The sequence below is a fragment of the Thermosynechococcus sp. M3746_W2019_013 genome, assembly GCF_015296045.1.
Classification (GTDB): Bacteria; Cyanobacteriota; Cyanobacteriia; order Thermosynechococcales; family Thermosynechococcaceae; genus Thermosynechococcus.
Genome location: NZ_DVDW01000026.1, coordinates 43,831 through 69,400 on the forward strand (window position 1 = coordinate 43,831; position 25,570 = coordinate 69,400).

The window sequence follows — 25,570 nt, forward strand, 5'->3', positions numbered from 1 at the left end:
ATTTTATAGTAGGCAACAAAGAGCATATCTGCACCACCAGACCATCATCCAAGGGTGAGAGCCAAATGTTCAAACAGCGCACCAAGATTGTTACCATTGCAGCCGGGTGGCTAGCCTCAGCAATCAGTGGCTGTGGCTTGATGGTTACTGAAACAGAAATTACGAATCAACCCCCTGTTCCCCCCGCAGCACCTCCCACCACCCCTGAAGCCACCGCACCCAAACCCAGTGCTGCTGGCTCTGCGGTTGCCGCCCTCACCCCCCCCACCAACCCCAAAACCTACATTGAGGGGCTTTCGAATATTGGTCGCGCGAATCCTTTTAATCCAGTTCGGGTACCAGAGACTGGTGGCGTTAACAATGGTGGCACTGTGGCAGGGGGTGGCAATGGCACTTCTGGAACAGGGGGCACCGGTACAGGTACTGGTGGTACCCCTAGCCGGCCCACACCACCAACGCCGCCACCACCCGTTGATGCCCAAGCTGTACAAGTTTTTGGTGTGGCCGCAGTGAATGGCCGCCTACAAGCGATTATTCGCTCACCCAAGGAGAATGTGACGCGCACGGTACAAGTGGGGGATACGATCGCGGGCAATGTGCTTGTTCGTGCAATTGATGCCTATGACACCACACCCACAGTGGTTTTGGAGCAATTTGGCCAAACGGTACGCGTTACGGTCGGTCAGCCCACGACTGCTCAAGGGGCAACACCACCAGCTATTTAAGGCTAACTGTGGATCCGGGGCAGGGGATAGGGCGTGCTGAGAATTTCACTTTCAAGGGCAGCCAACTGCTGTAATCGCTCTGCCACTACCTCTTGACCAAAGGACCCAGAGGCCAAGTACCAATAGGTGCCATAGTGGCGTGCCTCGGAGGTCACTAAGCGAGCAAAGAACTCTGCCAGTTCCTGATCGGGGCAGTGCTGCGCGAGCAACTGTAATCGCTCATGGCTGCGGGCTTCAATCAAGGCACAGACCAATAGGCTATCCAAGAAGCGCTGGGGTTCCTGTTGGCGGACAGCTGCATTCAAGCGAGAGGCATAGGGGGGCGCACTTAGGGGCGCAAGGGCAATGTGGCGGCATTCTAATTGCCGATTGACTTGGCGAAAGTGGTCGAGTTCCTCTTGGGCAATATCGGTGAGGGCATCCACCAATGGTTTGTGGGAAGGATAGCGAAACATGAGATTGATCGCTACCCCAGCAGCTTTGCGCTCACAGTGGGAGTGATCGAGCAAAATCGTATCTAGGTGAGCGATCGCTTGCTCTACCCACTCAGGACGGGTAGGTTGTAGAAGGAACTTAATGCGAACGGGAGTCTCAATCACGGCGGTGCTGGACGGTGAGTACAGAACAGTGGGCATTGTGGAGGACATAGTTACTGACACTGCCGAGGAAAAATTCACTCAAGCCCTTGAGACCCCGCCGCCCCAGCACAATCAAATCACTTTCCCAATCCTTGGCCAGATCACAAATGGCACGACCCGCATCCCCCAAGGCTTGGGTAAATTCGGTGGGCACCCCCTTTTCAGTGGCAATTTGGGTGAGGTTGCGCAGCATCTCCAAGCCCTTTTGCTCAAAGTTTTCCCACTGCTCGGCATAGGCACGCATCACTTCCTCGTGCAGTCCCACATATACGCCTGAAGCCAAAGGTGTCGTAAAGATTGGGTCAGGATAGGATTCATTGGTAGGGGAGAGGACATGAATCAGCATCATGCGAGCTTGGTAGTGTTGTGCCAAATCCAGTGCCGTCTGGAAAACTTGTTCCCCCTGTTCACTGTCGTCAACTGCAACGAGAATTTTTTTATACATACTGCCCCCTGCGGTTTACCTATCTCCTATCTATAGCTTAGAGGATTCCCCCAAAAGTGAAGCCTCACATTTTTAACTCGATTACTTTTGGGCAACAGTAATCGCCATGAGTCCCCCCAGCAGAGGATAATGCTTCACACTTTCAAAACCCGTTTGTTGAATCAGTTTACAGAGGATAGGCGGAGTGGGAAAGGCCTGAATGCTCGGCCACAAGTAGTCATACTCGGCTGCCAATCCATACTGACGTGCCGTAGGAACTACCCACTGCTGTAAATACCATTGCTGAAATTGCTGTAGGGCGGGGGTTTGGGGATGGCTAAAGTCGAGGATGGCAGCTCGCCCACCGGGGACAAGCAGCCGAAACATTTCCCTGAGCGCTTGGGGAATATCCGCCACGTTGCGTAGCCCGTAGCCGATCGTGATGCCCTGAAATGTTTGAGCTGCAAAGGGTACTGCTAAGGCATCTCCTTGGAGCCATTCAATTTGCGGGTAATGGTAACTCCGTTGGCGGGCGATCGCCAGCGGGGCGGCAGCAAAGTCCAAGCCCACCACCCGCCCCTGCCGCCCCACCCGCCGCGCCAGTACACGACTTAAATCCCCCGTGCCACAGCACAGATCCAAAGCCGTTGCCCCCTGAGGGAGTTCGAGCCAGTCCACGGCCATCTGTTTCCACACATGGTGCAGACCAAAACTCAATTGATCATTGAGGCGATCGTAGAGGGGGGCAATGCGCTCAAACAGGGCTTGGATATCGGTCATGGTTACCTTTTGGAATGGCGACGCTGACGCAAATCATTCGCCTCACGGCGCAACTGCTGAAAGTACTCCGTTTCCGTAATTTCTGCCACTTGCTGCCGCCGTTTTTCGTGATCAATTTCCACCCTTAGCTCTTCAATTTGCTGCTGCATGGCTTGCTCGCGCTGTTTGCGCTCGGTAATGTCTTGCACTAATCCTTCATAGTAGGAAATTTTGCCGTCGGTATCCAAGACCGCTCGCATATCCAACTCAATCCAAATGATCTGGCGATCGCGCCGATAGGCCTTGAATTCAAAATGCCCCGTTGTCTCGCCAGTCGCAAAATGATTCAGAATCTCATCACGGGTGCTGGGTTCCACGTAAATTTGGTCGCGGATACTGGTGACGGTCTCCACCATTGCTTCCGGGGAGTCAAAGCCAAAGATCTTGGCCATGGCGGCATTGACCCGAATAAACCGATTTTCGGTTGACGCTTGAAAAATTCCCTCAAGGGCATTCTCAAAAATACTGCGGTAGTTTTCCTCAGCAATGCGCAGCGCTTCCTCGGCTCGCATGCGATCGCTAATATCAATGCCGACGGCAACGGTATGGGTACCCTTCATATACTTTTGCAAAGCAACGAGGTAAAACCTGGTTTGACCATTGCGCTGAACGGAGATCACCCGTGAGGCAAATTGATCTGGAGACTCCAAAAACTCCTGCATAAAGGCGGCTAGCTCGCAATCCGCAGACAAAAAGCCCAAAGGACGGCCAATAAATGCCTCTGGTGGCAAATTCAAGGTTTCTGCCAATTTGCGATTGACCCCCTTATAGATGCCCTCAGCATTAATCCAAGCAATCGTGCCGGGAACAGCATTGAGTACCGCCTCAAACTGTTCATTGGCCTCAATCAGTTCATCGCGAATCTGCTCGAGGCAGCGGTTTTTTTGGGCTAACTCCTCAAAGGAGATACGCAACTGGCGCATCATGGCATTAAAGGAATTGGCCAGTTTGCCCACCTCATCAAGGGAGTGCACCTGCACCAGTGTCGCCAAATCGCCTGCCTGCACGCGACGGGTGGAAGTGACCAAGGATTGAATCGGCTTAACAATCGCATTGGCCGTGAGATAGGCCCAAACACTGGCCAACAAGAGGGCACCAAGGGTAATAGCAAAGGACACCAACCGTTTTTGGTTGGCTATGGTATGAATCCATGCCTGGGACTTCCCCACAAAGGCGATACCAATGGGGGGTGGATGCGGCACCTTGAGCTGCTTGCGAAAGTCCTGCAATGGGCTGTAGATAGTTGCGTAGGCAGAACCCACAATGTCAGTTGTACCGACAAACATTTTGCCCTGATCGAGAACTTGAGTGGCCACTTCGCGAGCGACGCGGGTTCCAAGGGCGCGAGTCCGACCATCGGTGTAAGGCACATTGGTGGCAATTCGCAAATCTTGGGCAAAAATTGTTGCCACTGTATCTACTGTGGACCAGGCAGTGGTGCTATCCACAAGATCCGGCATATTGTTGAGCAAAATGCCCGTCAAAATTAGCCCTTGAAATTGGTTGTTTTCATAAAGGGGCTTGGCGGCAAAGGCTAGTAAGCCAATATTGCCGTCCGCAATGGGGTAGGTACCCGTAGGGGCCGGCTGCTGATTAGGGGGTAGATTGGCAATGGGTTGAGGACGCAATGTAATCTTTGCCTGCTGTGCTAAGCCCAGTTCTTGTAACTGTTCACGATTGAGGAGTACCAGACCGCTAATCAGTTGCTGGCGATCGCGAGCCAGTTGGAACATCGGTAAGTTAGCAATACTGTTGGCTTGATGCCGGCTGAGACGATAGGGGGAATGGGTTTCGGGAGTCAAGTCGAGGAGCGCCTCTCCCGTTTTAGCCAAGACCATTGTTTGCTGTGCCAGTACCCTACCCCTCGCATCGGCCACCAGCATCAGGTTCATGGGGCGTTCAGTCCTATCCACTTCCGCAAGAATAGCTTGGATAGCGGCAGGATTCAAAACACTGACAAGGGATTGACCCACATGTCGCGCATAGATTCCACTGGCAATTAAGAGGGCTTGGATGCGAGACTCATAGGCCAAATTGTCGATTTCCCACTGCAAATCCCGCAAACTAGAGCGCAGTTGCTGATCGAGGTGATGCTCAAAGCTGCGATAGCTGACTTGAATCAGGGCTTCAGTAATAATCACGGCTGGAAAGAGCGCCGCCAGCGCCAAGGCCAAGGTAAATTTCCAACGCAGACTTAACCGCTGCCATGAGATCGCAAATCGTTGAGATAAGGCGCTAGCGGAATTTTTCATCAAGATTGATACCGAGGCGACTGCAACTGCCGCAATTGTCACCTTCCAAGCTTGAGCGTTGCTGGCAGTACTCTGATCATAGACGACATTAAAAACGGTAACGGAACTCAAGAAAGCCTGTGCCCTGACCACTGGTGCTCACCTGTCCGCCAAGGCGAATCTGCTCTGTCACCTGAAACCCAAGGTTAAAGCGCGTCGGATCATTGGGGGCAGTTAGCAACTGCAAGAGGGAGACCGAGGTAAAACTATTTACTTGGAAGCCGAGTTCAGCCCCCACGGCAAGGGTTGGGGCTTGGCTTTGGGCTTGGCGATCGGGGGGCACCACGGCTGGAAAAATCCGAAACGAGGTGCGGTTACCCGTGGCCTGATCAATCAATGCCTGTAGGTTATTGAAAAGAGCAGATCCGGCGAGACTGGCGACGACTGTTTCTCCCCCCACTTGGTTGAGATCTGCAATTGAGCCACCGCCCATCAATGCCAGTAGTTCAGTTGGGCTACGGGAGGGGGTACTGGATAGCTCAAGCACCGCAGGTAAATTGGTTTGGAGTTGACTGGCACGACCATTGATGCGGGCAGTGATCCGAATGGTGTTCAACGTTCCTAGGCTGGTGGCTGTCACGGAACCCACATCCGATAGTCGCGTCACCGTACCGGGGGTATACACTTCAGTGGCAGTGGCAGCAAGGGTGAGGTTGAGTTCGGGATCCAAGCCATTGGCGGGGGTAAAGAGCACATAGTTATCCGCTCGCCGCTGGAGCAGAAAGAGGGTGGTAAAAAGATTCAGTTGCCCTCCCGTGAGGCGAATTTTGCCGTCAGGCTGAAGACTATCGAGGCCGCCATTGAGGGTTAAACGACCAGTGGCCGTTAGGTTGAGAACGGGCGATCGCGTCACCCGCAAGGAATCTAAGATATTAATTTCTAAATTCCCAAAGACCAGTGGTTCAAATAGAGAGTTAGCAGGAGTGGCTAACCCATTGCCATTAGCAAAACCATTGATTGCGCCTAAATCCAAGCGGCCTTGGCTGAGTTGGACACTGCCCCCCAGATCAGGACTTAGGAGGGTATCCCTAATTACGAGTGTGCCATCTACTGCACCGCGATAGATATTGCCGGCATTCACTTGCAATTGTCGCAGGGAAGCAGTGAGGGGTGTTGCAGCATCTGGATCATCTGCGGCCAAGGGAGTCTGAATTGGCAGCACCCCTGTCATGGTAATTTGCCCTTGGCTAAAGCGACCTTGAATCCCATCCACCCGTAGGCGATCGCGATCGAAGCGCACCCGTGCACTGAGATTTGTCACTGGCTCCTCAAAGGCAGGAGTTTTAATAACCGCATCATCCAAACTAAGGAGGCCATTCACAATGGGAGCGTCCCATGTGCCCCGCAGTTGAGCTTGGAAAAGCCCCTTTCCTTGTTGCCATTGCACCTGATCCGTCAAGAGGTTGATGAAGGACAAGCCCTCATCCTTGACACTCACATCTAGGGCTAACTGCGGATCTACCACTGGTCGCGGATCAAGGGGATAGATCAAGGGAACTGAACCCGTCACCCTCAGGGGTTCTGGCGTATCCAAGCGGGCGATCGCCTGCAGGGCAAGCCGATTTTGGGCATAGCGGAATGTGGCATTGGCAACTTCAAGGGGACGTTGATTCAACCGACCCTCCGCAAGGGTAGCCTCACCCGCGAGAATGGGCTGCTGCCATGAGCCAGTTAACACCGCTTGGGCATTCACTTGACCCTCCAGATCCACCCCCGGCGGCAAGAGACTGGCCACAAGACCCACAGGGAATTGCGCTAGCCGCAGTTGGGCCTTTTGCTGGTTACCGCCGAAAATGCCATTGACATTCAATTGCCCACCGTTGATGAGCATATTGAGGGTCGTCAGCACCAGTCGATTTTGGGCAAAGCGACCGCGACCAAGAAACTGATCCACTTGGTAATTTCCCCACTGCCAATTGGCGCCCTTGAGATCAAAGCTGGCCACAAGACCTGACTGGGGGGTTTGACTCAGATTGATTTGGCCATTAAACATGCCCTGAAGCTGATCTAGGGAGGGCAGTAGTTCCGGCCGCCGCACCAAAGCCGCTTGGGCTTGTAGCATCTCGATTTCGGCAAGGCGGCGAATTTGCGTTAGCAGTGATACTGGCAGACCTTCCCCTGCGGTGGGTGTACCCAAATCTGCAGCAGTGCCCCGAGCGGTGGGTTGAGCAATCCCGAGGACAGTGGCTAGTCCTGTCAAATCCGCCAAATTGCCTTGGGCAATCGCCAGCTGCGCCCCCAATTGCTGAGGCTGGAGATCGGCAGTGAATTCATAGCGACTTTTCCCTTTTTCAAAAAGGCCCGATTGAATCGTCAGGCGATCGCGCCTCAGACGAAATTGCCCTTGCAGGCGATCGCCCCGCCATGCCCCTAATCCCGGTCGCTCTACCGTAAAACTGCCCTGAGCGCTTGTCCAGTTTTGCAACTGTAGCTCGCCAGAGGCGACTCCTGCGAGAATGGCATCCCTAGGAAATTCCGGCAAACGTAACCGCAGGGATTCCACGGGAAATTGCTGAAGACGCAGATCAAAGATTTCCCCTTGGCGCTGACCAATGAGTTGCGCCTGTTGCCGTTGAATCAGCAGGGAGTGGGGTAAGCCATCGGCATCCAGACGAAGCGCCAAGCGATCGCCCCCACCCTGTAAATTGAGGGTTGCCCCCTGTTGTTGGCCCAGGGCAACCGTGCCCGTGAGTTGAGGGGCAAAGCGTAAATCATTCACTGCCAATCCTTGGGTCAGCAGTGTCCCCTGAAACTGGAGCCGATTGAGGCGGCCTGTGAGTTGGCCTTCAAAGGACGTTGTGCCGGCAAGGACGAGGGAAACAGGGAGATTCGGTTTCAAGACGGTACTTAACCTACTCAGGGAGAGATTCCTGGCTTGGATGCCCAATTGAATGTCAGTAGGTTTTAAAGCCGCCAAATCAACGCCAATGGTTCCTTGGGCGCGGATAGCACCGAGGGTGGCTTGTTGGACTTGCAATTGCTGGCCATCCCAGTTCACAGCCGCAATCAGGGGATCCCCTGTGGGGGTTTGATCGACTTCGAGATTGGCACTGGCGCGAATCGCTGGCAACGTCAGTTGATCCACTCGCCCTTGGGCGATCGCCTGCCCCCTGAGCCGACCTTGTAAATCTTGATTCAACTGCCGCAGGGGAATATTTGCGACCTGAGCCTGTAACTGCCACCGACCAGCAGCGGCTTGCACTTGACCCCGCAGACTCCCGCCGAGAAACTGCATTTGAAACTCAGGAACAACCAGTTGGGTTTGCGTCAGACGAGCGGTGCCCCGCAGTGGATACTGAGCAGTCGGTAGTTGAAAGGCCGCATTGGCCTGCCAAGCCTCTGGGGTACGCAGACTGCCACGAAAATCCAAGTGCGCAAAGCCCTCCCCTAGGGATATGGGGGGAACCACATCATAGCGGCGGGCGATCGCCTGCAGATTCACCCGCTGCACTTGTGCTTGGCCGCGAAACTCCCCTGTGGGCTGTATCCCTACCGTTGCCCGTACCTCACCCCCATCCACCAACTGGGCGCGGACATCCATCAGCCTAACCCCCCCCTCAAGGGAGGCCATAAATGGCAGCCTCACCTGTTGCAGTTGCAGTTGATCCACTTGGAGAGGTCTTTGGCTGCGCAGTTCACCCACGATTTTAGGATTCTCCAGATCCCCCTGCAGGCGGAAGGTAGGAACTTCTACTTGACCCTTGAGGGGAACAGGCGGCGTAATCTGCAAGGCCCTCAAGGTGGGGATGAGGTCAAACCTCGACACTTGAGCATTGATATTCCAGCCCCTTTCAGGACTAACCGTGCCTGCAGCCTGCCAGCGGACGTTAGCGATCGCCCCGCGCAAATAGTGGAGCTTTGCCTGATTGCCCTGCAATTGCACATGGGCCTGCACTGCTTTGATATCCTGGGGCACAAAGGCCGTGCGCAGCCTACCATCGCGCAACCAAATTTGACCCGTGACTTGGGGTGTTTCTGACAGAGGAAGGCGAACGCGCAACTGCCCCGCCAGTTGGCCCCCTTGGACACGAATGGTCCTTGGCAGAATCTCATTACCGAGCGCAAGGGGAATCTTCCTAAAGCGCAAATCCAGTTGTCCCCTTTCTTGGGATTGGTTCCAGTCCCCCTGCAATCGCCATTGGCCACCGCCGGCCAGGTGTCCTGCCAGTTGACCAGCAAGGGCAAACTGCTGGCGATCGGGCGTCAGGGTCAATCCCCCATGAATTCGACGCAGCAGGTAGGCAGGACGCTGAAAGGGCTGAACCAGCACAGAGCCATCCCGCACCTTCACGCTGATTTGATTCAGTTGAAAGAAGGTCGGCTCCTCCTCTGGCAGCTTAACTTCCGTGCGCCACCACTGCCCTTGGGCATCCTGAACCACCGTGAGTTGGGGTTGGTGGAGGGTAATCTCAATATCGAGCTTTTGACCCGTCAGGAGCTGCCATGGATTAAAGGCAACCTCAATGCTGTTGATTAGGGCATTGTCCAATTCTGGGCTACCCTTCTCTGGCGTGTAACTGGGAACCGCTGAGGCGCCAAAACGCACAACATTCAGCCCGACGTACTCGACGCTACCAATTTCCACTGGCCGATTGAGGCGCTGTTGCAGTTGTTGGGCGATTTCAGGAGCTAATTCATAGCGCACAAACCACCACGTCCGCGTGCCAACCGCGATCGCCCCTAGGGCCGCCAAGCCAATCATTCTCCATCCCCACTGACCAACCCGAAGACTAGAGGGGGGTTGTGGTTGTTGCGTCATTCATCCCAACTCCGTCACACCTAGGCGAGAAGCCTAACGGCTCAATCCTAATACGCAGAACAAAGGCTTGTCTTTCTAAATTGGATCGCCTAAGCCATTGGCAGGTTCTCGGGCATTCAAGAAACGCTAGGATAAAAGGGTAAACATAAAGAAATGTAACAAAATGAGTGTCTTAGCAGATCGTGTGGTGTTAGTGGTGGGTGCCACAGGGGGTATTGGTCAAGCCGTTGTCGAGCAACTCCAAGAAACCGGTGCCACGTTGGTCTTAGCGGCACGCTCGCGCGATCGCCTGCAGGCCTTGGCAGAGCAACTTCCCTCCTCAGTAACGGTACAAATTCAGCCCTGTGACATCACCCAACCGGAGCAAGTGAGCGCATTGATGCAAGCTATCCGCAGTCAACAGGGACGACTCGATGTATTGATCAACGCAGCGGGCGCTGGCCTCCTCAAGCCCTATCAAAAGATTACTGCGGCTGAACTAGATCAAATGTTAGACCTTAACCTCAAGGGTTGCTTTTACACCACCCAACAGGCTGCCGAACTCATGAAAGCGCAGCAGCAGGGACACATCTGCACCATTGTCGGCATTCTCGGTAAACATTCAATGGCGATGGGGTCGGCCTACTGTGCTGCAAAATTTGGGGTAGTGGGCTTTAGCAAGTGTATGGCCGAAGAACTGAAGCGCTATGGCATTCGCTTTAGCCTGTTCTACTTTGGCGGTGTGGATACCCCCTTTTGGGATACTGTCAGCCTCAAAATTGATCGCCAGAAACTCCTGCGGCCGGCCACCGTTGCCCATTTGATTCGCGCTACCCTAGAGACGGATCCCCATGCGGTTCCCCTTGAGTTGAGCTTGATGCCCGATAGCCACGTTTTCTTCTAGTCCTCCGTAGCTATAACCCTATGCCGATAGTGTCGGCAGCGAAGAAGGATGCAGGAGCAGTTCAGCCGTGGAGCGTTTTTCCACCATTTCGGGAGTGATGGTACATTCCCGCAGATCTTTGCGGGAGGGCAGTTCGTACATTACATCCAGCATAATCTCTTCAACAATGGCGCGCAGGGCACGGGCACCGGTTTTGCGACGGTAGGCCTCTTGGGCGATCGCCTCCACCGCAGCCGGTTCAAAGCGCAACTCCACACTGTCCATGCGCATCAGTTTTTGGTACTGCTTCAGGAGCGCGTTTTGAGGTTGGGTGAGAATTTCTGCCAAGGCCGCCACATCCAGCGGCTCTAGCACAGCAACCACCGGAATACGGCCAATGAACTCTGGAATCATGCCGTACTTCACCAGATCGTGGGGCTCCAGTTCCTTGAGAATATCCGCAGAGCGTTTTTCCTTGGGAAGGAGCTCGCCATCACGGACAAAGCCCATCGCTTTTTTGCCCACCCGCTGCTCAATGGTCTTTTCTAAACCCACAAAGGCGCCGCCGCAGATAAAGAGGATATTCGTCGTGTCGATTTGAATGCAGTCTTGGTAGGGATGCTTGCGCCCCCCCTGGGGTGGCACATTGGCGATCGTCCCCTCCAGTATCTTCAGTAGCGCCTGCTGTACCCCTTCCCCCGAAACATCACGGGTAATTGAGGGGTTCTCACTTTTGCGGGCAATTTTATCAATCTCGTCAATGTAGATAATCCCCCGCTGTGCTTCCTCCACATCCATATTGGCGTTTTGCAGCAACCGCAGCAGGATATTTTCCACATCTTCCCCCACATAACCTGCTTCCGTGAGGGTGGTGGCATCGGCAACCGCAAAGGGAACATCGAGGAGCTTCGCCAACGTCTGAGCCAAGAGAGTCTTGCCGGAACCCGTCGGGCCAATGAGCAGGATATTGGACTTTTGCAGTTCGACGTTGTCATCGCCCCGCTGATCACTATCCAGAAGACTCAGGCGCTTGTAATGGTTGTAGACTGCAACCGCGAGGATTTTCTTGGCTTCGTGCTGCCCGACCACATGCTTATCAAGAAATTCCTTGATTTGCCGAGGCTTGGGGACCTGACTGAGGGGGCGACTACGGGGTGTGCTGCGGGGCGATCGCGACGGCGTGGATTCTCGACGGGGAGCGGCGACATTGGGAACGGTGGCCAATTCCTCATCGAGGATTTCATTACACAGCTCTACGCATTCATCACAGATATAGACCCCAGGGCCCGCGATAAGCTTGCGCACCTGTTCCTGTGACTTACCACAAAAGGAGCACTTGAGGTGGGTGTCATATTTGGCCATAGGGAACCTCTAGGGGTGCACGTAGGGTGTACTTAGTGGCTAGGGAGGGTCTGCCGCGTCACCACCTGATCAATCAGACCATAGGCTTTTGCCTCTTCAGCGGACATAAAGAAATCCCGCTCCGTATCCGCTTCAATGCGCTCGATGGGTTGCCCCGTGTGCTGTGACAAGAGTTCGTTGAGCTTGCGCTTGTGGTAGAGAATTTCCCGCGCTTGGATTTCAATATCCACGGCCTGACCCTGGGCACCTCCGAGGGGCTGGTGAATCATGATCCGAGCATTGGGCAGCGCCATCCGTTTGCCAGGAGTACCGCCGGACAGTAAGAAGGCACCCATGCTTGCCGCCAAGCCAAAGCAGAGGGTACACACATCAGGGCGAATGTGCTTCATCGTATCGTAGATGGCCATGCCGGCTGTGACCGAGCCACCCGGTGAGTTGATGTACAGGTAAATGTCTTTTTCCGGATCCTCGGCATCAAGAAATAGAAGCTGTGCCACAACGGAGTCAGCAACCGCATCGTCAATGCCCCGGCGATCGCCTGCACCCCCACCTAGGAAGATGATCCGTTCGCGGAGGAGCCGCGAATAGATGTCAAAGGCTCGTTCACCCCGCCCCGACTGCTCAACCACCATCGGCACAATATTGGCATGGGTAGGTGGCAGGTTGAGCGCTGGAGAGCGCAGAATGGCACTAAGGGGATGGTCGTAACGCGATTGCAGCATAGTTGCCTAAAATGACGGTTCGTTTGTAATTAATTGTAACTAGATTGTAACTAGCGGTTTATCCCCGTAGGGATCATCACCTTCATTATGCCGAACTATTCTTGGGATGGGGCAGAACTTGCTTTTTTGCCAGATCGTTTTTGCAGCTTGGATGGGTTTGCGGCAACGGCCTCCGTCTGGGTATCCTCTGGCGCTTCAGCGCTTGCTGGGGACTGCTCAGTGGCTGTGTCGGACTGCGCCGGCTGAAATGTATTTTGCTCTAGGAGCCAGTTGAGGGCTTGCTCCTGCTGCACTTCATCGTGGGCCAATTCGCGGAGTCGTTCCAGATCCTTTGCCGTTTGGTTCCTCACCACCTCTTTGTAGCGGTTTAGTCGTTCCTCAACTGCTTCGGGACTGGGCTCAATACCCTCTTGGCGAGCGATCGCCTTCAACAGCAAACGGGAGTGGACCTCCTTAGCCGCCGCCGGCTCTGCCTCTTGACGCATTTTCTCGTAGAGTTCCTCGGTCATGATCTTGTTGAGATCAACACCTTGGGACTGAATTTGCATCAAAGTGGTCCGCACCTTCACAGCTGCTTCTTTATGGATCAGGGTTTTTGGCAATTCAACGGGATTTTGAGCAATGAGGGTATCAATGAGGGCAGCTTCTTTGGCTTGCTTGTCTTGATTTTTAGCTCGCTCTTGGTGATTTTGCTCTAAATAAGCCCGCAATTCTGCCATCGTGCTAAATTCACTGTGCTCAGCGGCAAAGGCATCGTCTAGGGGGGGCAGTTCCGGGACTTTAATTCCCAAGAGTTCAATCTCAGCGGTCAACTGTTTGGGAACCTCTGCTGCCTGGGTAACAGACACCGTTTTCGCTTCACCAATACTCATGCCGACAACAGCAGCAGGAATTTCTTTGAGCAAAAAGGGTTGATCTTCATCGAGGGACAGGGGCAATTCATCTGCTGAGAGTTCCTTCACCACTTCCCCATTTTCATCTTTGGTCACTAGTTTCAGGGTGACATCATCGCCCCACTGAGCCGGCCGGTCTTCTACGGGAATGAGGGTGGCGTGCTCCCGTTGGTGCCGCTGCAAGAGCTTCTCGACGGTTGCGGGATTGTAGGTGACGGGACTGTACTCAATGGTTAACCCTTTATAGGCTGTGACCGTAACTTCTGGTTCGACATCAAAGGTGACGCTGAAAGAAAAGTTTTCGCCGGGATGAAATTGATCCAGTAGCTCTGTAATGCCCCCTTCGAGTTCGAGGTTGCCTAGGTAGGGGATATTGTTCTTTTCGACGGCGGTTTTGACAGCATCCTCAATCAGTTTTTCCATGGCAAGATAGCGCAGACGCTCTTTGCCAAGCTGCTGCAATACAAGCTGTCGGGGGGCTTTGCCCTTGCGAAATCCTGGCACTTGTGTGTGGCGAAGGAGATCGTTGACCACTTGGTTATACACCTGTTGAGAGTGTGCCCCCGAAACCTCAATTGTGGCGAGGAGTTGGCTATTGGAACGGGGTTCAGTTGTCATGGAAATGATGTCAGTCACGTCAGTCAAGGTCATTCCCCTTCGCAGATGGTGTCAGTGTAGTGTCAGTTGGCTGTGCGCGATCGCACAAATGATAATTTTAGCGCAGATTTCCCCTGGTCCTTGCAAATGGAATTCCCCTAACAGCAAAGGGCAAGGGGGGTAATGTCAGGGTTTGATGACAAAAGTAACCGTCAGAATCCCCACTGCCTATAGAATGATTTAAGGTTTGCGATGGCTGCCGTGGAGCCCACCCCATACCGTTTTCACATATTTCAACGATTTCTAAACAACCCCTATGAGTTCAACCCTGCGCTTCCTCATGTGCCCTCCCACCCATTATGAGGTGGACTATGTGATCAATCCTTGGATGGAGGGAAATATCCACAAGTCCTCTCGCGATCGCGCCCAGCAGCAGTGGCAAAAGCTCTACGAAATTATCCATGCTCGAGCGACTGTTGAGCTCATTGAGCCACAGCCGGGCTGGCCCGATATGGTGTTTACGGCGAATGCAGGTTTAGTGTTGGGCGATCGCGTGGTGCTCAGTCGCTTTTATCACCCAGAACGTCAGGGGGAGGAACCCTATTTCAAAGCGTGGTTTGAATCTCAGGGGTATCAGGTTTTTGAGCTACCCAAACAAGTGCCCTTTGAGGGGGCGGGGGATGCCCTCCTAGATCGCGAGGGTCGCTGGCTATGGGCGGGGTATGGCTTCCGGTCAGAATTGGATTCCCATGCCTACTTAGCCAAGTGGCTGGATATTGAAGTCCTTTCCCTGCGATTGATGGATGAGCGCTTCTATCACCTTGACACATGTTTTTGTCCGCTGACCGATGGCTACTTACTTTACTATCCTCCCGCGTTTGATGCCTATTCCAACCGTCTCATTGAACTACGGGTACCGGCGGATAAACGAATTGCCGTTCAAGAGACTGATGCGGTTAACTTTGCCTGCAATGCCGTCAATATCGATCGCACGGTGATTCTCAACTGTGCCAGCCAAGAATTGAAGTCCGCCCTTGCCCAAAGGGGCTTTGAGGTGGTGGAGACGCCCCTAACGGAATTTCTTAAGGCAGGAGGTGCGGCTAAGTGTTTGACGTTGCGGGTGAGTGAACCGGTGCGTGAAGAACTCCATGCACCCGCCACCATTCCCAATCGGGTCGTTCATCTGGAGGGACACCTCCTCGACTCTGGTCTTATGAACCGTGTCCTTGACACAATTGTCGAAAATGGGGGCAGTTTCCAAGTCCTACAATTTAACCTTGGCGAGCAGCGGCAAAGTCCTTCCCAAGCGGATATTCGAGTCATGGCCCCCGATGCCGAGGTCATGGATGCGATCATGGCGCAGTTGATCAGCCTCGGTGCGATTTTGCCGCCCTCGGAGGTCTGCGATGCGAACCTCGAAACCGTTACCCAAGCGGGGGTTGCCCCGGATGACTTCTATGTGACAACGATTTACCCCACAGAGGTGCGGGTTGGGGGCGAGTGGATTCGGGTTCAAAACCAACGCATGGATGGGGCGATTGTGGTGCGCTCAACCCCAGAAGGCACGGTGGCGGAGTGTCGCATTCTGCGGGATTTGCAGGTGGGCGATCGCGTCGTCGTGGGCGTCGAAGGCATCCGCACGGTTCGGAAAACGGAAAGCCAGCGCAACAACCAAGAGTTCACATTCATGGGATCAGGGGTCTCCAGTGAACGCCGCGTCGAACTGGTGGTGGAACAGATTGCTTGGGAACTGCGGCGCATCCGCGATCAGGGAGGCAAAGCAATTGTGGTGGCTGGGCCAGTGGTTATTCACACGGGTGGGGGTGAGCATTTAGCCAAGCTCATCCGTGAAGGCTATGTCCAAGGACTCCTCGGCGGCAACGCGATCGCTGTGCACGATATGGAGCAGGCCATCATGGGTACCTCCTTGGGGGTGGATATGCAGCGGGGTGTCCCTGTGCGGGGCGGTCACCGTCACCACCTGAAAGTGATCAATACCATTCGTCGCTGTGGCAGTATTGCCAACGCTGTGGCTCAGGGCATTCTCACCAGTGGCGTGATGTATGAGTGTGTCAAAAATAATGTGCCCTTTGTCCTGGCGGGGTCAATCCGCGATGATGGCCCCCTGCCCGATACCCTCATGGATTTAATTGTGGCGCAGCGGGAGTATGCTCGCCTAATTCGGGGCGCAAACATGATTTTGATGCTGGCGTCGATGCTGCACTCCATTGGGGTTGGCAATATGACCCCTGCTGGGGTGAAGTTAGTCTGTGTGGATATTAACCCAGCGGTCGTAACCAAACTGGCGGATCGGGGTTCTGTGGAATCCGTGGGGGTAGTCACGGATGTGGGACTGTTCCTCAGCCTGATGGTGCAGCAGTTGGAGCGGCTGCATCGCCCCTATACCCTTGCCTAGAAGGCCTGTAACCAATGCGGTAGGATCGAAAGGGCGATTTTTGTATTCGAGGTCAGCAGTGACAGTTCGTGTTCGTTTAGCACCGAGTCCGACCGGAAATCTGCACATTGGGACTGCCCGTACCGCTGTATTCAACTGGCTCTATGCCCGCCACCGGGGAGGGAAGTTCATTCTGCGGATTGAGGATACCGATCGCGAGCGGTCTCGGCCTGAGTACACCGAGAATATCCTGGAGGGCTTGCAATGGCTGGGGCTGACCTGGGATGAAGGCCCCTATTTCCAGAGCGATCGCCTTGATCTGTACCGCCAAGCGATTCAAACCCTCTTGGACAAGGGACTAGCCTACTACTGCTACTGCACCCCCGAAGAACTGGACGCCCTGCGAGCCGAACAAAAAGCCAAGGGACAGGCACCTCGCTACGACAACCGTCACCGCCATTTGACCCCAGAGGAGCAAGCCGCCTTTGATGCAGCAGGACGAACCCCCGTAATTCGATTCAAAATTGAGGACGATCGCCAGATTGAGTGGCAGGACTTGGTGCGCGGTCGAGTCAGTTGGCAGGGGGCTGATCTCGGTGGCGATATGGTCATTGCACGGGCAGCGCCCCGGGGTGAAATTGGCTATCCCCTCTATAATTTGGTGGTTGTGGTGGATGACATTGCCATGGGCATTACCGATGTCATTCGCGGTGAAGATCACATTGGTAACACACCAAAACAAATTTTGCTCTACGAAGCCCTTGGAGCCACGCCCCCCAACTTTGCCCATACTCCCTTAATTCTCAACTCAGCAGGGCAAAAACTCTCAAAGCGGGATGGGGTTACCTCCATTTCTGACTTTCGGGCCATGGGGTATTTAGCCCCTGCTTTGGCCAACTACATGACGCTTTTGGGTTGGTCACCCCCCGAAGGGATGGGGGAACTCTTTACCCTTGATCTGGCGGCGAAGCACTTTAGTTTTGAGCGGATTAACAAAGCAGGCGCCCGCTTTGACTGGGACAAGCTCAATTGGCTCAATCGCCAGTACATTCAGCAACTAGAGCCAGAAGAATTTTTGGCGGAACTCATTCCCCTGTGGCAGGGGGCAGGCTATGCCTTTGATCAGGAGCGCGATCGCCCTTGGTTGTTTGACCTTGCCCAACTCCTGCAACCCGGGCTCAACACCCTTAAGGAGGCCATTGATCAAGGGGCCGTTTTCTTTATACCCAGCGTCACCTTTGATTCCGAAGCAATGGCCCAACTGGGCCAGCCCCAAAGTGCAACCATTTTGGCCGACCTACTAGAGCATTTACCCTCAGAGCCAACCCTCACTGTGGAGATGGGACAACAATTGATTCAACAGGCCACCAAAGCCGCAGGGGTGAAAAAGGGAGCAACAATGCGAACCCTACGGGCGGCCCTCACCGGTGCTGTCCATGGTCCTGATCTAATGGCCACATGGCAAATTCTCCACCAGCGGGGCTGGGATCAACCGCGACTTGCGGCCGCCCTCAAGCAGGCACAAAGGACTTCTTAGGGGTTTTCTTAGGGGTTGGGGGGGCGATCGAAGATTGTTTGGCTTAAATTAGCCCCACTCAAGTTGGCGCGATCGAGATCGGCTCCCTTCAGGTTTGCAGCCGTCAAATTCGCATCAATCATATTTGCCCCTTTCATGACCGCATTCTCCAGATTGGCACCGCTGAGGTTGGCATTGACAAGGTTGCTGAGGGTGAGGCGTGTTCCCACCAGTTGTGCTCCTGCCAAATTGGCATTGACCAAAATTGCTAGGTATAGACTGGCACGGTTCAAGTTTGCTCTTTCCAAATTGGCACCAAAGAGATTCGCACCCGCCAGATAGGCCCCCTCCAAATTGGCACCTGCTAAGTTCGCCTTAAACAAATTGGCATCCATTAGGTTCGCGCCCCGCAGATCACAGTTGGGACATTGGCGTGTTTGCAAAAGTTGTCGCACATGGGCAGGATTTTCAGCGTTGGCAACCGCTGGTACAACTAATGAAAAAAGGGCTAGGGAGAATACCCCTGCTCGTAGTTTCACTAAAAAATGGGGTTTTGTTAAGCCTTGCATTACTACTGTTAGTGACTGTTCTGATGACTTTTGCAATCCTCTATTCTAGATAAGGAGCTGCACAGACCGTTAAAACGCGGGCCAATCAAAGAGTCATCATAAGTAATCATAATCATTTTGCCAGCAGTGCCAGCGTTACCAAGAAACGCCACAAGCGGACATTGGTTCCTGTCTGGCGCTTAGCGCTCTCCTGCTATGTGGACTCTACGGCATGAATCGACTGCTCTAGGTTGGCTTCCACAGCATCAATTTTGTCCTCCAACCCCTTGCGCTTTTCATCCATGAGGTTGAAAGCTCTGTTGTGGCGGCAATGGGAAGATCTAGCTTTTGATCAATGGCTTGGATAGTGGCGTGTGCATAGCCGGCATGTCGATTTATCCCTTCGATGACATCCAAGACTTGACTGAGTTCAAAGCGAGTCGCTGGCTCAGTCATAGCGGTTCGGTCATGGTATATCTCTCAATGATCTCCCAAGGCCATATCCCAGGGGGAGATGTAGCTTTTCCTCGGCTAGGCTGCTCGATGGCCCAGCTTCCCAAACGCCAATTTGGTGTTCAAGGGAGATTGTGACGCCCTGGGACTGTGAACGCAATTGTGCCTAACTTTGCAAGTAGCTTGGTACTAAGGGCAGGGCATCTTGGAAGAGGGGGGTGGTCAAGTAGCGTTCGCCAAAACTCGGCTGCACCATGACAATTAACTTACCGGCATTTTCAGGACGTTGAGCCACCTGAATGGCAGCACAAAGGGCAGCGCCACTGGAAATACCGGAGAGGAGGCCTTCTTCACGGGCTAAGCGGCGACCAAAATGGATGGCTTGATCGTCGGAGACAGGGATGACTTCATCAATGAGTTCTCGTTTGAGAACGGGGGGTACAAAGCCAGCACCAATGCCTTGAATTTTGTGGGGTCCCGGTTTGCCTCCTGAGAGAACGGGACTATTGCTGGGTTCGACGGCGATCGCCTGAAAGGTAGGCTTCTTTGCTTTGATCACTTCTGCTACCCCCGTAATCGTGCCCCCCGTACCAACGCCAGCCACCAAAATATCGACTTGGCCGTCCGTATCTTGCCAAATTTCGAGCGCAGTGGTTTCACGGTGAATCTTTGGATTGGCGGGATTTTTAAACTGTTGCAACATGAAAGCATCTTCAAGGGAGGCGGCAATCTCTTCAGCACGACGAATGGCGCCACTCATCCCCTCGGTGCCGGGGGTCAAATCCAGCTCTGCTCCATAGGCACGCAGCATGGCTCGGCGCTCTGCACTCATGGTTTCTGGCATGGTGAGAATCAGCCGATAGCCCTTTGCGGCTGCTACCATTGCCAAGGCAATCCCGGTATTTCCCGATGTCGGCTCCACCAAAACCGTTTTACCCGGGGTAATAAGACCCGCTGCTTCTGCTTCTTGAATCATACTTAGGCCAATGCGATCCTTCACCGAGGCCGCAGGATTCATGCTCTCTAGCTTGACGACAATTTCTGCAACGCAGCCCTCCGCTTGGGGAATGCGGTTCAGGCGTACGAGGGGCGTCCGACCAATGAGGGCAGTAATATCGGGGGCAATATTCATGGGGGTATCAATCTCCAATTCAAGGCAAAAAGGTTAGGAAAATCCGATGAATGCCAGTCCCAGCCTAGATGTAGTACATGACATCCACTTGCTGGTAGGCCTGCCGGCGATCGCACAAATCCTGAAGGGTGTGCTTTTTCAAGACATCATTGGCCGCTGCCCAGGCCTCAAGCCACACTGAGCGGATCAGGCTACGTTCTAGATCACCGTTGTCGGGCGGCTTTTGCGCCAGCTTGGACTCGATCCCCTCAATACAGTTGAGCACGTCTAAAATTGAGATTTGCCAAGGTGCTTTTGCCAGCAAGTAGCCACCCCGCGCACCCCGCTGACTGCGAATGAGACCCTTGCGGCGGAGGGTTGCCATCAGCTGCTCCAGGTAGCGATCGGGAATGTTGTGCATGGCAGCAATTTGGCGAATTTGTAGCGGCTCCGCCTGTTCATAGGCCGCTGACATTTCCAAGAGCGCCAAGAGGGCGTACTCACTTTTGGCAGACAGTTCCACAAGACATTTGGCCCACGCACGACACTGAGCAGATTGCCCAATCTATAGTATATCCTACTTCTTGATCGGGATTTAGGAGATTCTTAGGAATCTTCACCATAGCGCGGGTTGAAACCGCAAGAATTCACTGCATTGAGAAAACGCCCTTCAACAAGTTTATTTAAAAAATAGGTTAGATTTAAGAGAGGCTCTAGGTTGATGCCCAAGTCTGCTCGATGGTAAGAATTCTGGCCATTGAAACCAGTTGCGATGAAACGGCTGCTGCCGTAGTGCGCGATCGCGCCATCGAAAGTAATGTGATTGCCTCCCAAGTGCGTGCCCATCAACCCTTTGGCGGTGTGGTGCCGGAAGTGGCCTCCCGTGCCCATTTGGAAAACATCAATGCGGTCATCACAACAGCAATCAGTGAGGCCGGTTGCAATTGGTCTGCCATTGATGCCATTGCCGTCACCTGTGCCCCCGGATTGGTAGGGTCGCTGCTCATTGGGGTTACGGCCGCCAAAACCCTTGCCCTTGTGCACCAAAAACCTCTCTTGGGAATTCACCACCTTGAAGGCCACCTCTATGCCTCCTACTTAGCGGACCCAACCCTTGAACCACCATTTCTGTGCCTTTTGGTTTCTGGTGGGCATACCAGTCTCATTGGCGTTTATGGCTGTGGCGAGTACCAGCTTTTGGGGCAAACACGGGATGATGCAGCAGGTGAAGCCTACGATAAGGTGGCACGGCTAATGGGCTTGGGGTATCCGGGGGGACCAGTGCTCGATCGCTGGGCACAGCAGGGGAATCCAGAGGCTTTTGATCTACCAGAGGGAAATATCCGCCTTCCAGAGGGCAAGGTGCATCCCTACGATTCCAGTTTTAGTGGACTGAAAACCGCAGTGGCACGGCTGGTGGAGGAGCTACGTCAAACCCATACTGAGTTGCCGGTGGCTGACCTTGCGGCCAGTTTTCAGAAGGCTGTGGCACAGGCCTTGACCAAGCGGGCGATCGCGGCAGCGGTGGATCATGGCTTCAAAACCCTAGCCATTGGGGGAGGAGTCGCGGCAAATTCTGGCCTGCGACAACACCTCACTGCGGCTGCTGAACCCTTGGGACTACGGTTAATTTTTCCGCCCCTGCGGCTGTGTACTGATAATGCGGCAATGATTGGCTGTGCGGCGGTCGACCATTTCCAGCGGGGCGATCGCTCCCCCTTAGACTTAACGGCGCGTTCACGCCTCAGCTTGTTGGAGATTTCTGCCCTCTATGAACCCACGCCCCTGGCAGTGAGTTAAGCGCAATTGAGATTAAAAAGAACACCAGTTGACAAACAACAATACTCGGCCCAGAAGGCCAATTCATTCCTGCTGACACGAGCATGCCAACAATGGCACTGCCCACCCCCACTAGGGCTGCCAAAACCACGTACTGCGAAAATTGCCGACTCCAAAGGCGGGCACCACAGGCGGGAATGACGACAAAGGCACTGATCAGGAGGACTCCTACTGTTTTAATGGAGACTGCCACCACCAAGGCTAATAGGGTAATAAAGAGCAAACGCTGCGTTCTCACTGCCGCCCCCTGGGCCACTGCCAAGGCCTCATTCACCGTGATTAACAATTGCACCCGTAACGTGAGCAGGATGAAAATGCCAACAAGGGTGCAGAGTGTTCCACTCATCACCAGATCGGCTGGGCGCACCGCCAAAATATCGCCAAACAGTAGGTTATTCACCCCCCCTTGGTAGCGATCGCTCAAACTGAGCAGCACCACCGCTAGCGCCAACGATCCTGAATAGAGGATATTTAAGAGGGCATCGGTCCACAGCCGGGCATGCTCAAGCAAATAGGTGACGCCGAGGGCAAAAACCACCGCAAAGGGCAGCAACATCACCGACGGATTCAGCCCCAGAATAATCCCTAGACTAATTCCCAGGAGCGCCGAATGCCCCAAAGCATCACTAAAAAAGGACAGCTGCCGCAGGATGGTAAAGCTACCGAGGGCACCCGCCATCCCTCCCGTAAAGATCCCTGCCCACAGTGCTCGCTGCATAAAGGGCAACTGCAACAGTTCAATCATGCGTTCCAACACCATAGGGACTTCTAGTTGGAGCCTGCCAAACAGTAATAGAAGAATAATATGCTATTGAACGAGGTGGTTGTGAGGATGGGGTTACGTGTATCGTCTGCTGGCGCCTGCCAAAATTAATCTCTTTTTACAAATTATTGGCAACTGTTTGGATGGTAGTGGTTACCACGAGCTGGTAATGGTCATGCAGGCGGTTTCCCTTATGGATCGCATTGAACTCATCCCTCGGCGCGATCGCGAGATTAAGGTTCATTGCACAAACCCCGCTGTTCCCTGCGATCAACGCAATCTCGCCTATAAAGCCGCGGCATTGCTCCAGCAGCATTTTCCCGATCGCGATGGTGTTGAAATTTTCATTGAAAAACGGATTCCTCTGGGGGCGGGCTTGGCGGGCGGGTCAACCAATGCAGCAGCAGTACTCGTGGGCCTAGATCTGCTGTGGCAGTTGGGGCTTACGCAAGCGGAATTGCAAACCTTGGCAGCGCAATTGGGGGCCGATGTTCCCTTTTGTCTGCAGGGGGGTACCGCCTTGGCTTTAGGGCGCGGTGAACAGTTGACGCCCCTGGCGGATTTACAGGGATTAACTGTGATTCTAGGGAAGTATCGCTCCCTGAGTGTGGCTACCCCTTGGGCCTATCAAACCTATCGGCAGGAATTTGCCGCCACCTATGCCCAAACCCCCAGTGAGCAGGAAAAAGCCCGCCAAGAGGGGGGATCCGCAATCCTGTTACAGGCCATTCAGCAGTGTGATATCGCCCAGTTGGCCGCCAACCTCCGTAATGATTTAGAGAAAGTTGTGTTGCCCCGCTATCCCTTGGTGGCAGAGTTAAAGGAGCAATTCCTTGCTACGGGCGCGATCGCCAGCATGATGTCGGGGTCCGGGCCAACGGTTTTTGCCCTAGCGCCCTCTGCCGATGAGGGCTACAGAATCATGCAGCGGGTACGGCGCGCCCTCCCAGACCCCGACCTGGACCTATGGGTATGTGAGTGCTGTCCCCACGGCATTCAGTTGGAGACGTCCTAGGCAAACTCCTCCAGATAGTCTTGAATTGCCTGCCGCCGTTGGGGTTGCCGCAATTTTTGCAGGGCGCGGTGCTCAATTTGGCGAATCCGCTCCCGACTCAGTCCCAGCAGTACCGCAATTTCCGCCATCTCAAGGGCAGGCTGTTCCCCTAGGCCATAACGCAGTTCCATCACTTGGCGCTCACGGGGGGATAGATCCCTCAGCAGTTGCTTCAAAGTGGTACGTAGGGATTCGCGCATGATCACCTCATCGGGGGTAGGGGCAGTGGATTCAATCAACTCCTGCAATTCTGTTTCTTGGTCGGCACCAACCCGCTGTTCTAAGGCCACGGATTTGGGAACGGCCATCAGCACCTCCCGTACCTGCGACACCTCAAGATTCAGTTCTTGGGCAATGTCTGCCAGACTGGGCATCCCTCCCTGTTGAGCTGCAAGACGCCGTTGGGCACGCTTAATTTTATTGAGCTTTTCCACCATGTGAATGGGTAGGCGGATTGTACGGCTTTGGCTAGCAACGGCACGGGTGATACTTTGGCGAATCCACCAATAGGCATAGGTGCTAAAGCGAAATCCCTTGGTCGGATCAAATTTTTCAACGGCACGTTCTAGACCCAAACTCCCCTCTTGGATCAAATCTAAAAATTCCACGCCGCGATGTTGATATTTTTTGGCAATATTCACAACCAAGCGCAGGTTGGCTTGCAGCAGTTGGGTTTTTGCCCGCTGTCCTTGACGCTCAATGTGCTGAAGTTCAGTTAGCGTAATATTCGCTGCCTTTGCCCAAGCTTGACGCCCCGCCTGCACACAGGCTTGCAATTCAGCCACACTCATCTTGAGTCGCGCAGCCCATTGGGCACGGCTTAGGGGACGCCCCAACTGCCGCTGCAGGCGATCGCGCTCCGTAATAGCCACTACATAGCGTTTGATCTGGGGATCATCGGCCTGCTCTCGCACTGCGAGCAGGGCTTGGTACTGCTGAACCTGTTGGGCAAGGCGCAGTTCTTGGCTAGGGGTGAGCAAGGGCACACGGCCAATTTCCTGCAAATACTGCCGCACTAAATCCGTTGTCAATGGACGGTCGGACAAGGGTTGAATGGGGAGAGCCACCATAGAACAACTCAACTACAGCATCGAGAATTCAGCTCGATAGTGGTATTCTCTGTTCTTGGCGAAGGAGGCGGCAGTGATGCATCCGGTGCTGAGGTTGTGATATCGATCAACCTATATCGATGAACCTATTGTGTACTTTCTGATGAACCGGTCATGAGCTTTGTGCCTGAAGACGGCTGCTCCTTGAGAATCGTGGTATCAATCACGTAGGGCAAACGGGCCGCTTTGAGACCGCGCTTGATTACGGCGAGGGTGTCTTGAAAGAGAACAAAGAGGGGAAATTGACGATTAGCGCCCTCACTAAAGACATCCCGATGCGGCAAGGGCATATCCCAGCTATAACTACGACTGAGGAGCACTTGGGATTGGCGCCAGCGGGTCAGCAGTTCTGTAAAGCTTTCCCCCGGCCGATGAATAAAGACCAGCAGTTCAATGTCAGTTTTCACTTTCCACTCGGGATCGCACATGACAAAGACCAAATCACAGGGCACTATCACCGACTTCACCTGGGGACGTTGGTTGGTCGTTGTGGCCGCAGGAATCTGAATATGGGCGATCGGAAGCGGAATTGGAATTAAACTTTCTTGAGGTCGCCGCATACTGGGAATCATTTCGAGGTACGGGCGATATTGCCGCAAAAGTTCTGTCGCATGCAGCGGATCCGTGTAACGAACCAAGGTGTGCTCGTAGAGGTTGGGGGCGATCGCCATAGCAGAAATAGCTTGCAAC

At 54.0% G+C, this 25,570-nt stretch carries 20 protein-coding genes; 6 read left to right on the forward strand and 14 right to left on the reverse strand.

Translation table 11 applies throughout. The features are described from left to right. Positions 1-65: 65 nt before the first annotated feature. Positions 66-725, forward strand: a complete 660-nt coding sequence (locus tag IGQ16_RS05055) for a hypothetical protein (protein ID WP_297060479.1) — start codon at positions 66-68, stop codon at positions 723-725. A 2-nt stretch (positions 726-727) separates the two neighbouring features. Here IGQ16_RS05055 and miaE read toward each other — a convergent pair whose 3' ends face one another. From miaE to IGQ16_RS05080, 5 genes are all read right to left on the reverse strand, one after another. Further along, complete coding sequence (gene miaE, locus IGQ16_RS05060; RefSeq protein WP_297060480.1) at positions 728-1,360, reverse strand: tRNA isopentenyl-2-thiomethyl-A-37 hydroxylase MiaE; 633 nt, start codon at positions 1,358-1,360, stop codon at positions 728-730. Then, positions 1,317-1,808 carry a universal stress protein gene (locus IGQ16_RS05065; protein WP_297060481.1) on the reverse strand — a complete coding sequence of 164 codons (492 nt, stop codon included), beginning with the start codon at positions 1,806-1,808 and terminating at the stop codon, positions 1,317-1,319. The genes miaE and IGQ16_RS05065 overlap by 44 nt, the downstream gene beginning before the upstream one ends. Positions 1,809-1,889: 81 nt before the next feature. Then, the gene (ubiE, locus tag IGQ16_RS05070) at positions 1,890-2,567 is read right to left on the reverse strand and encodes a bifunctional demethylmenaquinone methyltransferase/2-methoxy-6-polyprenyl-1,4-benzoquinol methylase UbiE (protein WP_297060482.1); all 678 of its coding nucleotides are present in this window, start codon (positions 2,565-2,567) and stop codon (positions 1,890-1,892) included. A gap of 2 nt (positions 2,568-2,569) precedes the next feature. Then, positions 2,570-4,858, reverse strand: coding sequence for a PAS domain S-box protein (locus IGQ16_RS05075; RefSeq protein WP_297060483.1), 2,289 nt, complete (start codon positions 4,856-4,858; stop codon positions 2,570-2,572). 88 nt (positions 4,859-4,946) lie between these two features. Next, positions 4,947-9,656, reverse strand: coding sequence for a translocation/assembly module TamB domain-containing protein (locus IGQ16_RS05080; protein ID WP_297060485.1), 4,710 nt, complete (start codon positions 9,654-9,656; stop codon positions 4,947-4,949). Between the two features lie 163 nt (positions 9,657-9,819). On the opposite strand from IGQ16_RS05080, the gene IGQ16_RS05085 reads away from it, so the two are divergent. Beyond that, positions 9,820-10,539 (forward strand): SDR family oxidoreductase, encoded by a 720-nt coding sequence (locus tag IGQ16_RS05085; protein WP_041429190.1) that lies wholly within the window; start codon positions 9,820-9,822, stop codon positions 10,537-10,539. 18 nt (positions 10,540-10,557) lie between these two features. On the opposite strand, the gene clpX is transcribed toward IGQ16_RS05085, so the two are convergent. The 3 genes from clpX to tig form a co-directional block, all read right to left on the reverse strand. Then, a complete protein-coding gene (gene clpX, locus IGQ16_RS05090; protein WP_024125398.1) occupies positions 10,558-11,880 on the reverse strand; it encodes an ATP-dependent protease ATP-binding subunit ClpX in 1,323 nt (440 codons plus the stop codon). A 32-nt stretch (positions 11,881-11,912) separates the two neighbouring features. Beyond that, the gene (clpP, locus tag IGQ16_RS05095) at positions 11,913-12,602 is read right to left on the reverse strand and encodes an ATP-dependent Clp endopeptidase proteolytic subunit ClpP (RefSeq protein WP_024125397.1); all 690 of its coding nucleotides are present in this window, start codon (positions 12,600-12,602) and stop codon (positions 11,913-11,915) included. 95 nt (positions 12,603-12,697) lie between these two features. Further along, positions 12,698-14,131: a trigger factor gene (gene tig / locus IGQ16_RS05100; protein WP_225871808.1), complete on the reverse strand. Its 1,434-nt coding sequence runs from the start codon at positions 14,129-14,131 to the stop codon at positions 12,698-12,700. A 277-nt stretch (positions 14,132-14,408) separates the two neighbouring features. Between tig and IGQ16_RS05105 the strand changes: the two genes are divergently transcribed. After that, positions 14,409-16,508, forward strand: a complete 2,100-nt coding sequence (locus IGQ16_RS05105; protein WP_297060487.1) for a TIGR00300 family protein — start codon at positions 14,409-14,411, stop codon at positions 16,506-16,508. A 58-nt stretch (positions 16,509-16,566) separates the two neighbouring features. Further along, positions 16,567-18,024, forward strand: coding sequence for a glutamate--tRNA ligase (gene gltX, locus IGQ16_RS05110; protein ID WP_024125394.1), 1,458 nt, complete (start codon positions 16,567-16,569; stop codon positions 18,022-18,024). Positions 18,025-18,032: 8 nt separating this feature from the next. On the opposite strand, the gene IGQ16_RS05115 is transcribed toward gltX, so the two are convergent. The 3 genes from IGQ16_RS05115 to IGQ16_RS05125 form a co-directional block, all read right to left on the reverse strand. Further along, entirely contained in the window at positions 18,033-18,572 is a 540-nt protein-coding gene (locus tag IGQ16_RS05115) for a pentapeptide repeat-containing protein (RefSeq protein WP_297041798.1), read from the reverse strand. Positions 18,573-19,170: 598 nt separating this feature from the next. Next, complete coding sequence (cysK, locus tag IGQ16_RS05120) at positions 19,171-20,136, reverse strand: cysteine synthase A (protein ID WP_024125392.1); 966 nt, start codon at positions 20,134-20,136, stop codon at positions 19,171-19,173. Between the two features lie 64 nt (positions 20,137-20,200). After that, positions 20,201-20,638: an Rrf2 family transcriptional regulator gene (locus IGQ16_RS05125; protein ID WP_024125391.1), complete on the reverse strand. Its 438-nt coding sequence runs from the start codon at positions 20,636-20,638 to the stop codon at positions 20,201-20,203. A gap of 215 nt (positions 20,639-20,853) precedes the next feature. Between IGQ16_RS05125 and tsaD the strand changes: the two genes are divergently transcribed. Then, entirely contained in the window at positions 20,854-21,915 is a 1,062-nt protein-coding gene (gene tsaD / locus IGQ16_RS05130) for a tRNA (adenosine(37)-N6)-threonylcarbamoyltransferase complex transferase subunit TsaD (protein WP_024125390.1), read from the forward strand. On the opposite strand, the gene IGQ16_RS05135 is transcribed toward tsaD, so the two are convergent. Beyond that, positions 21,860-22,714 (reverse strand): metal ABC transporter permease, encoded by an 855-nt coding sequence (locus tag IGQ16_RS05135; RefSeq protein WP_024125389.1) that lies wholly within the window; start codon positions 22,712-22,714, stop codon positions 21,860-21,862. The two genes, tsaD and IGQ16_RS05135, sit on opposite strands and share 56 nt — an antisense overlap. A gap of 82 nt (positions 22,715-22,796) precedes the next feature. On the opposite strand from IGQ16_RS05135, the gene ispE reads away from it, so the two are divergent. Then, positions 22,797-23,732 (forward strand): 4-(cytidine 5'-diphospho)-2-C-methyl-D-erythritol kinase, encoded by a 936-nt coding sequence (ispE, locus tag IGQ16_RS05140; protein WP_297041806.1) that lies wholly within the window; start codon positions 22,797-22,799, stop codon positions 23,730-23,732. Here the strand turns inward: ispE and IGQ16_RS05145 are convergent. Both IGQ16_RS05145 and IGQ16_RS05150 read right to left on the reverse strand, forming a co-directional pair. Continuing rightward, positions 23,729-24,841: an RNA polymerase sigma factor, RpoD/SigA family gene (locus IGQ16_RS05145; protein ID WP_024125387.1), complete on the reverse strand. Its 1,113-nt coding sequence runs from the start codon at positions 24,839-24,841 to the stop codon at positions 23,729-23,731. The genes ispE and IGQ16_RS05145 overlap by 4 nt on opposite strands. Positions 24,842-24,966: 125 nt before the next feature. Beyond that, positions 24,967-25,569 carry a hypothetical protein gene (locus IGQ16_RS05150; protein ID WP_024125386.1) on the reverse strand — a complete coding sequence of 201 codons (603 nt, stop codon included), beginning with the start codon at positions 25,567-25,569 and terminating at the stop codon, positions 24,967-24,969. Between the last annotated feature and the right edge of the window lies 1 nt (position 25,570).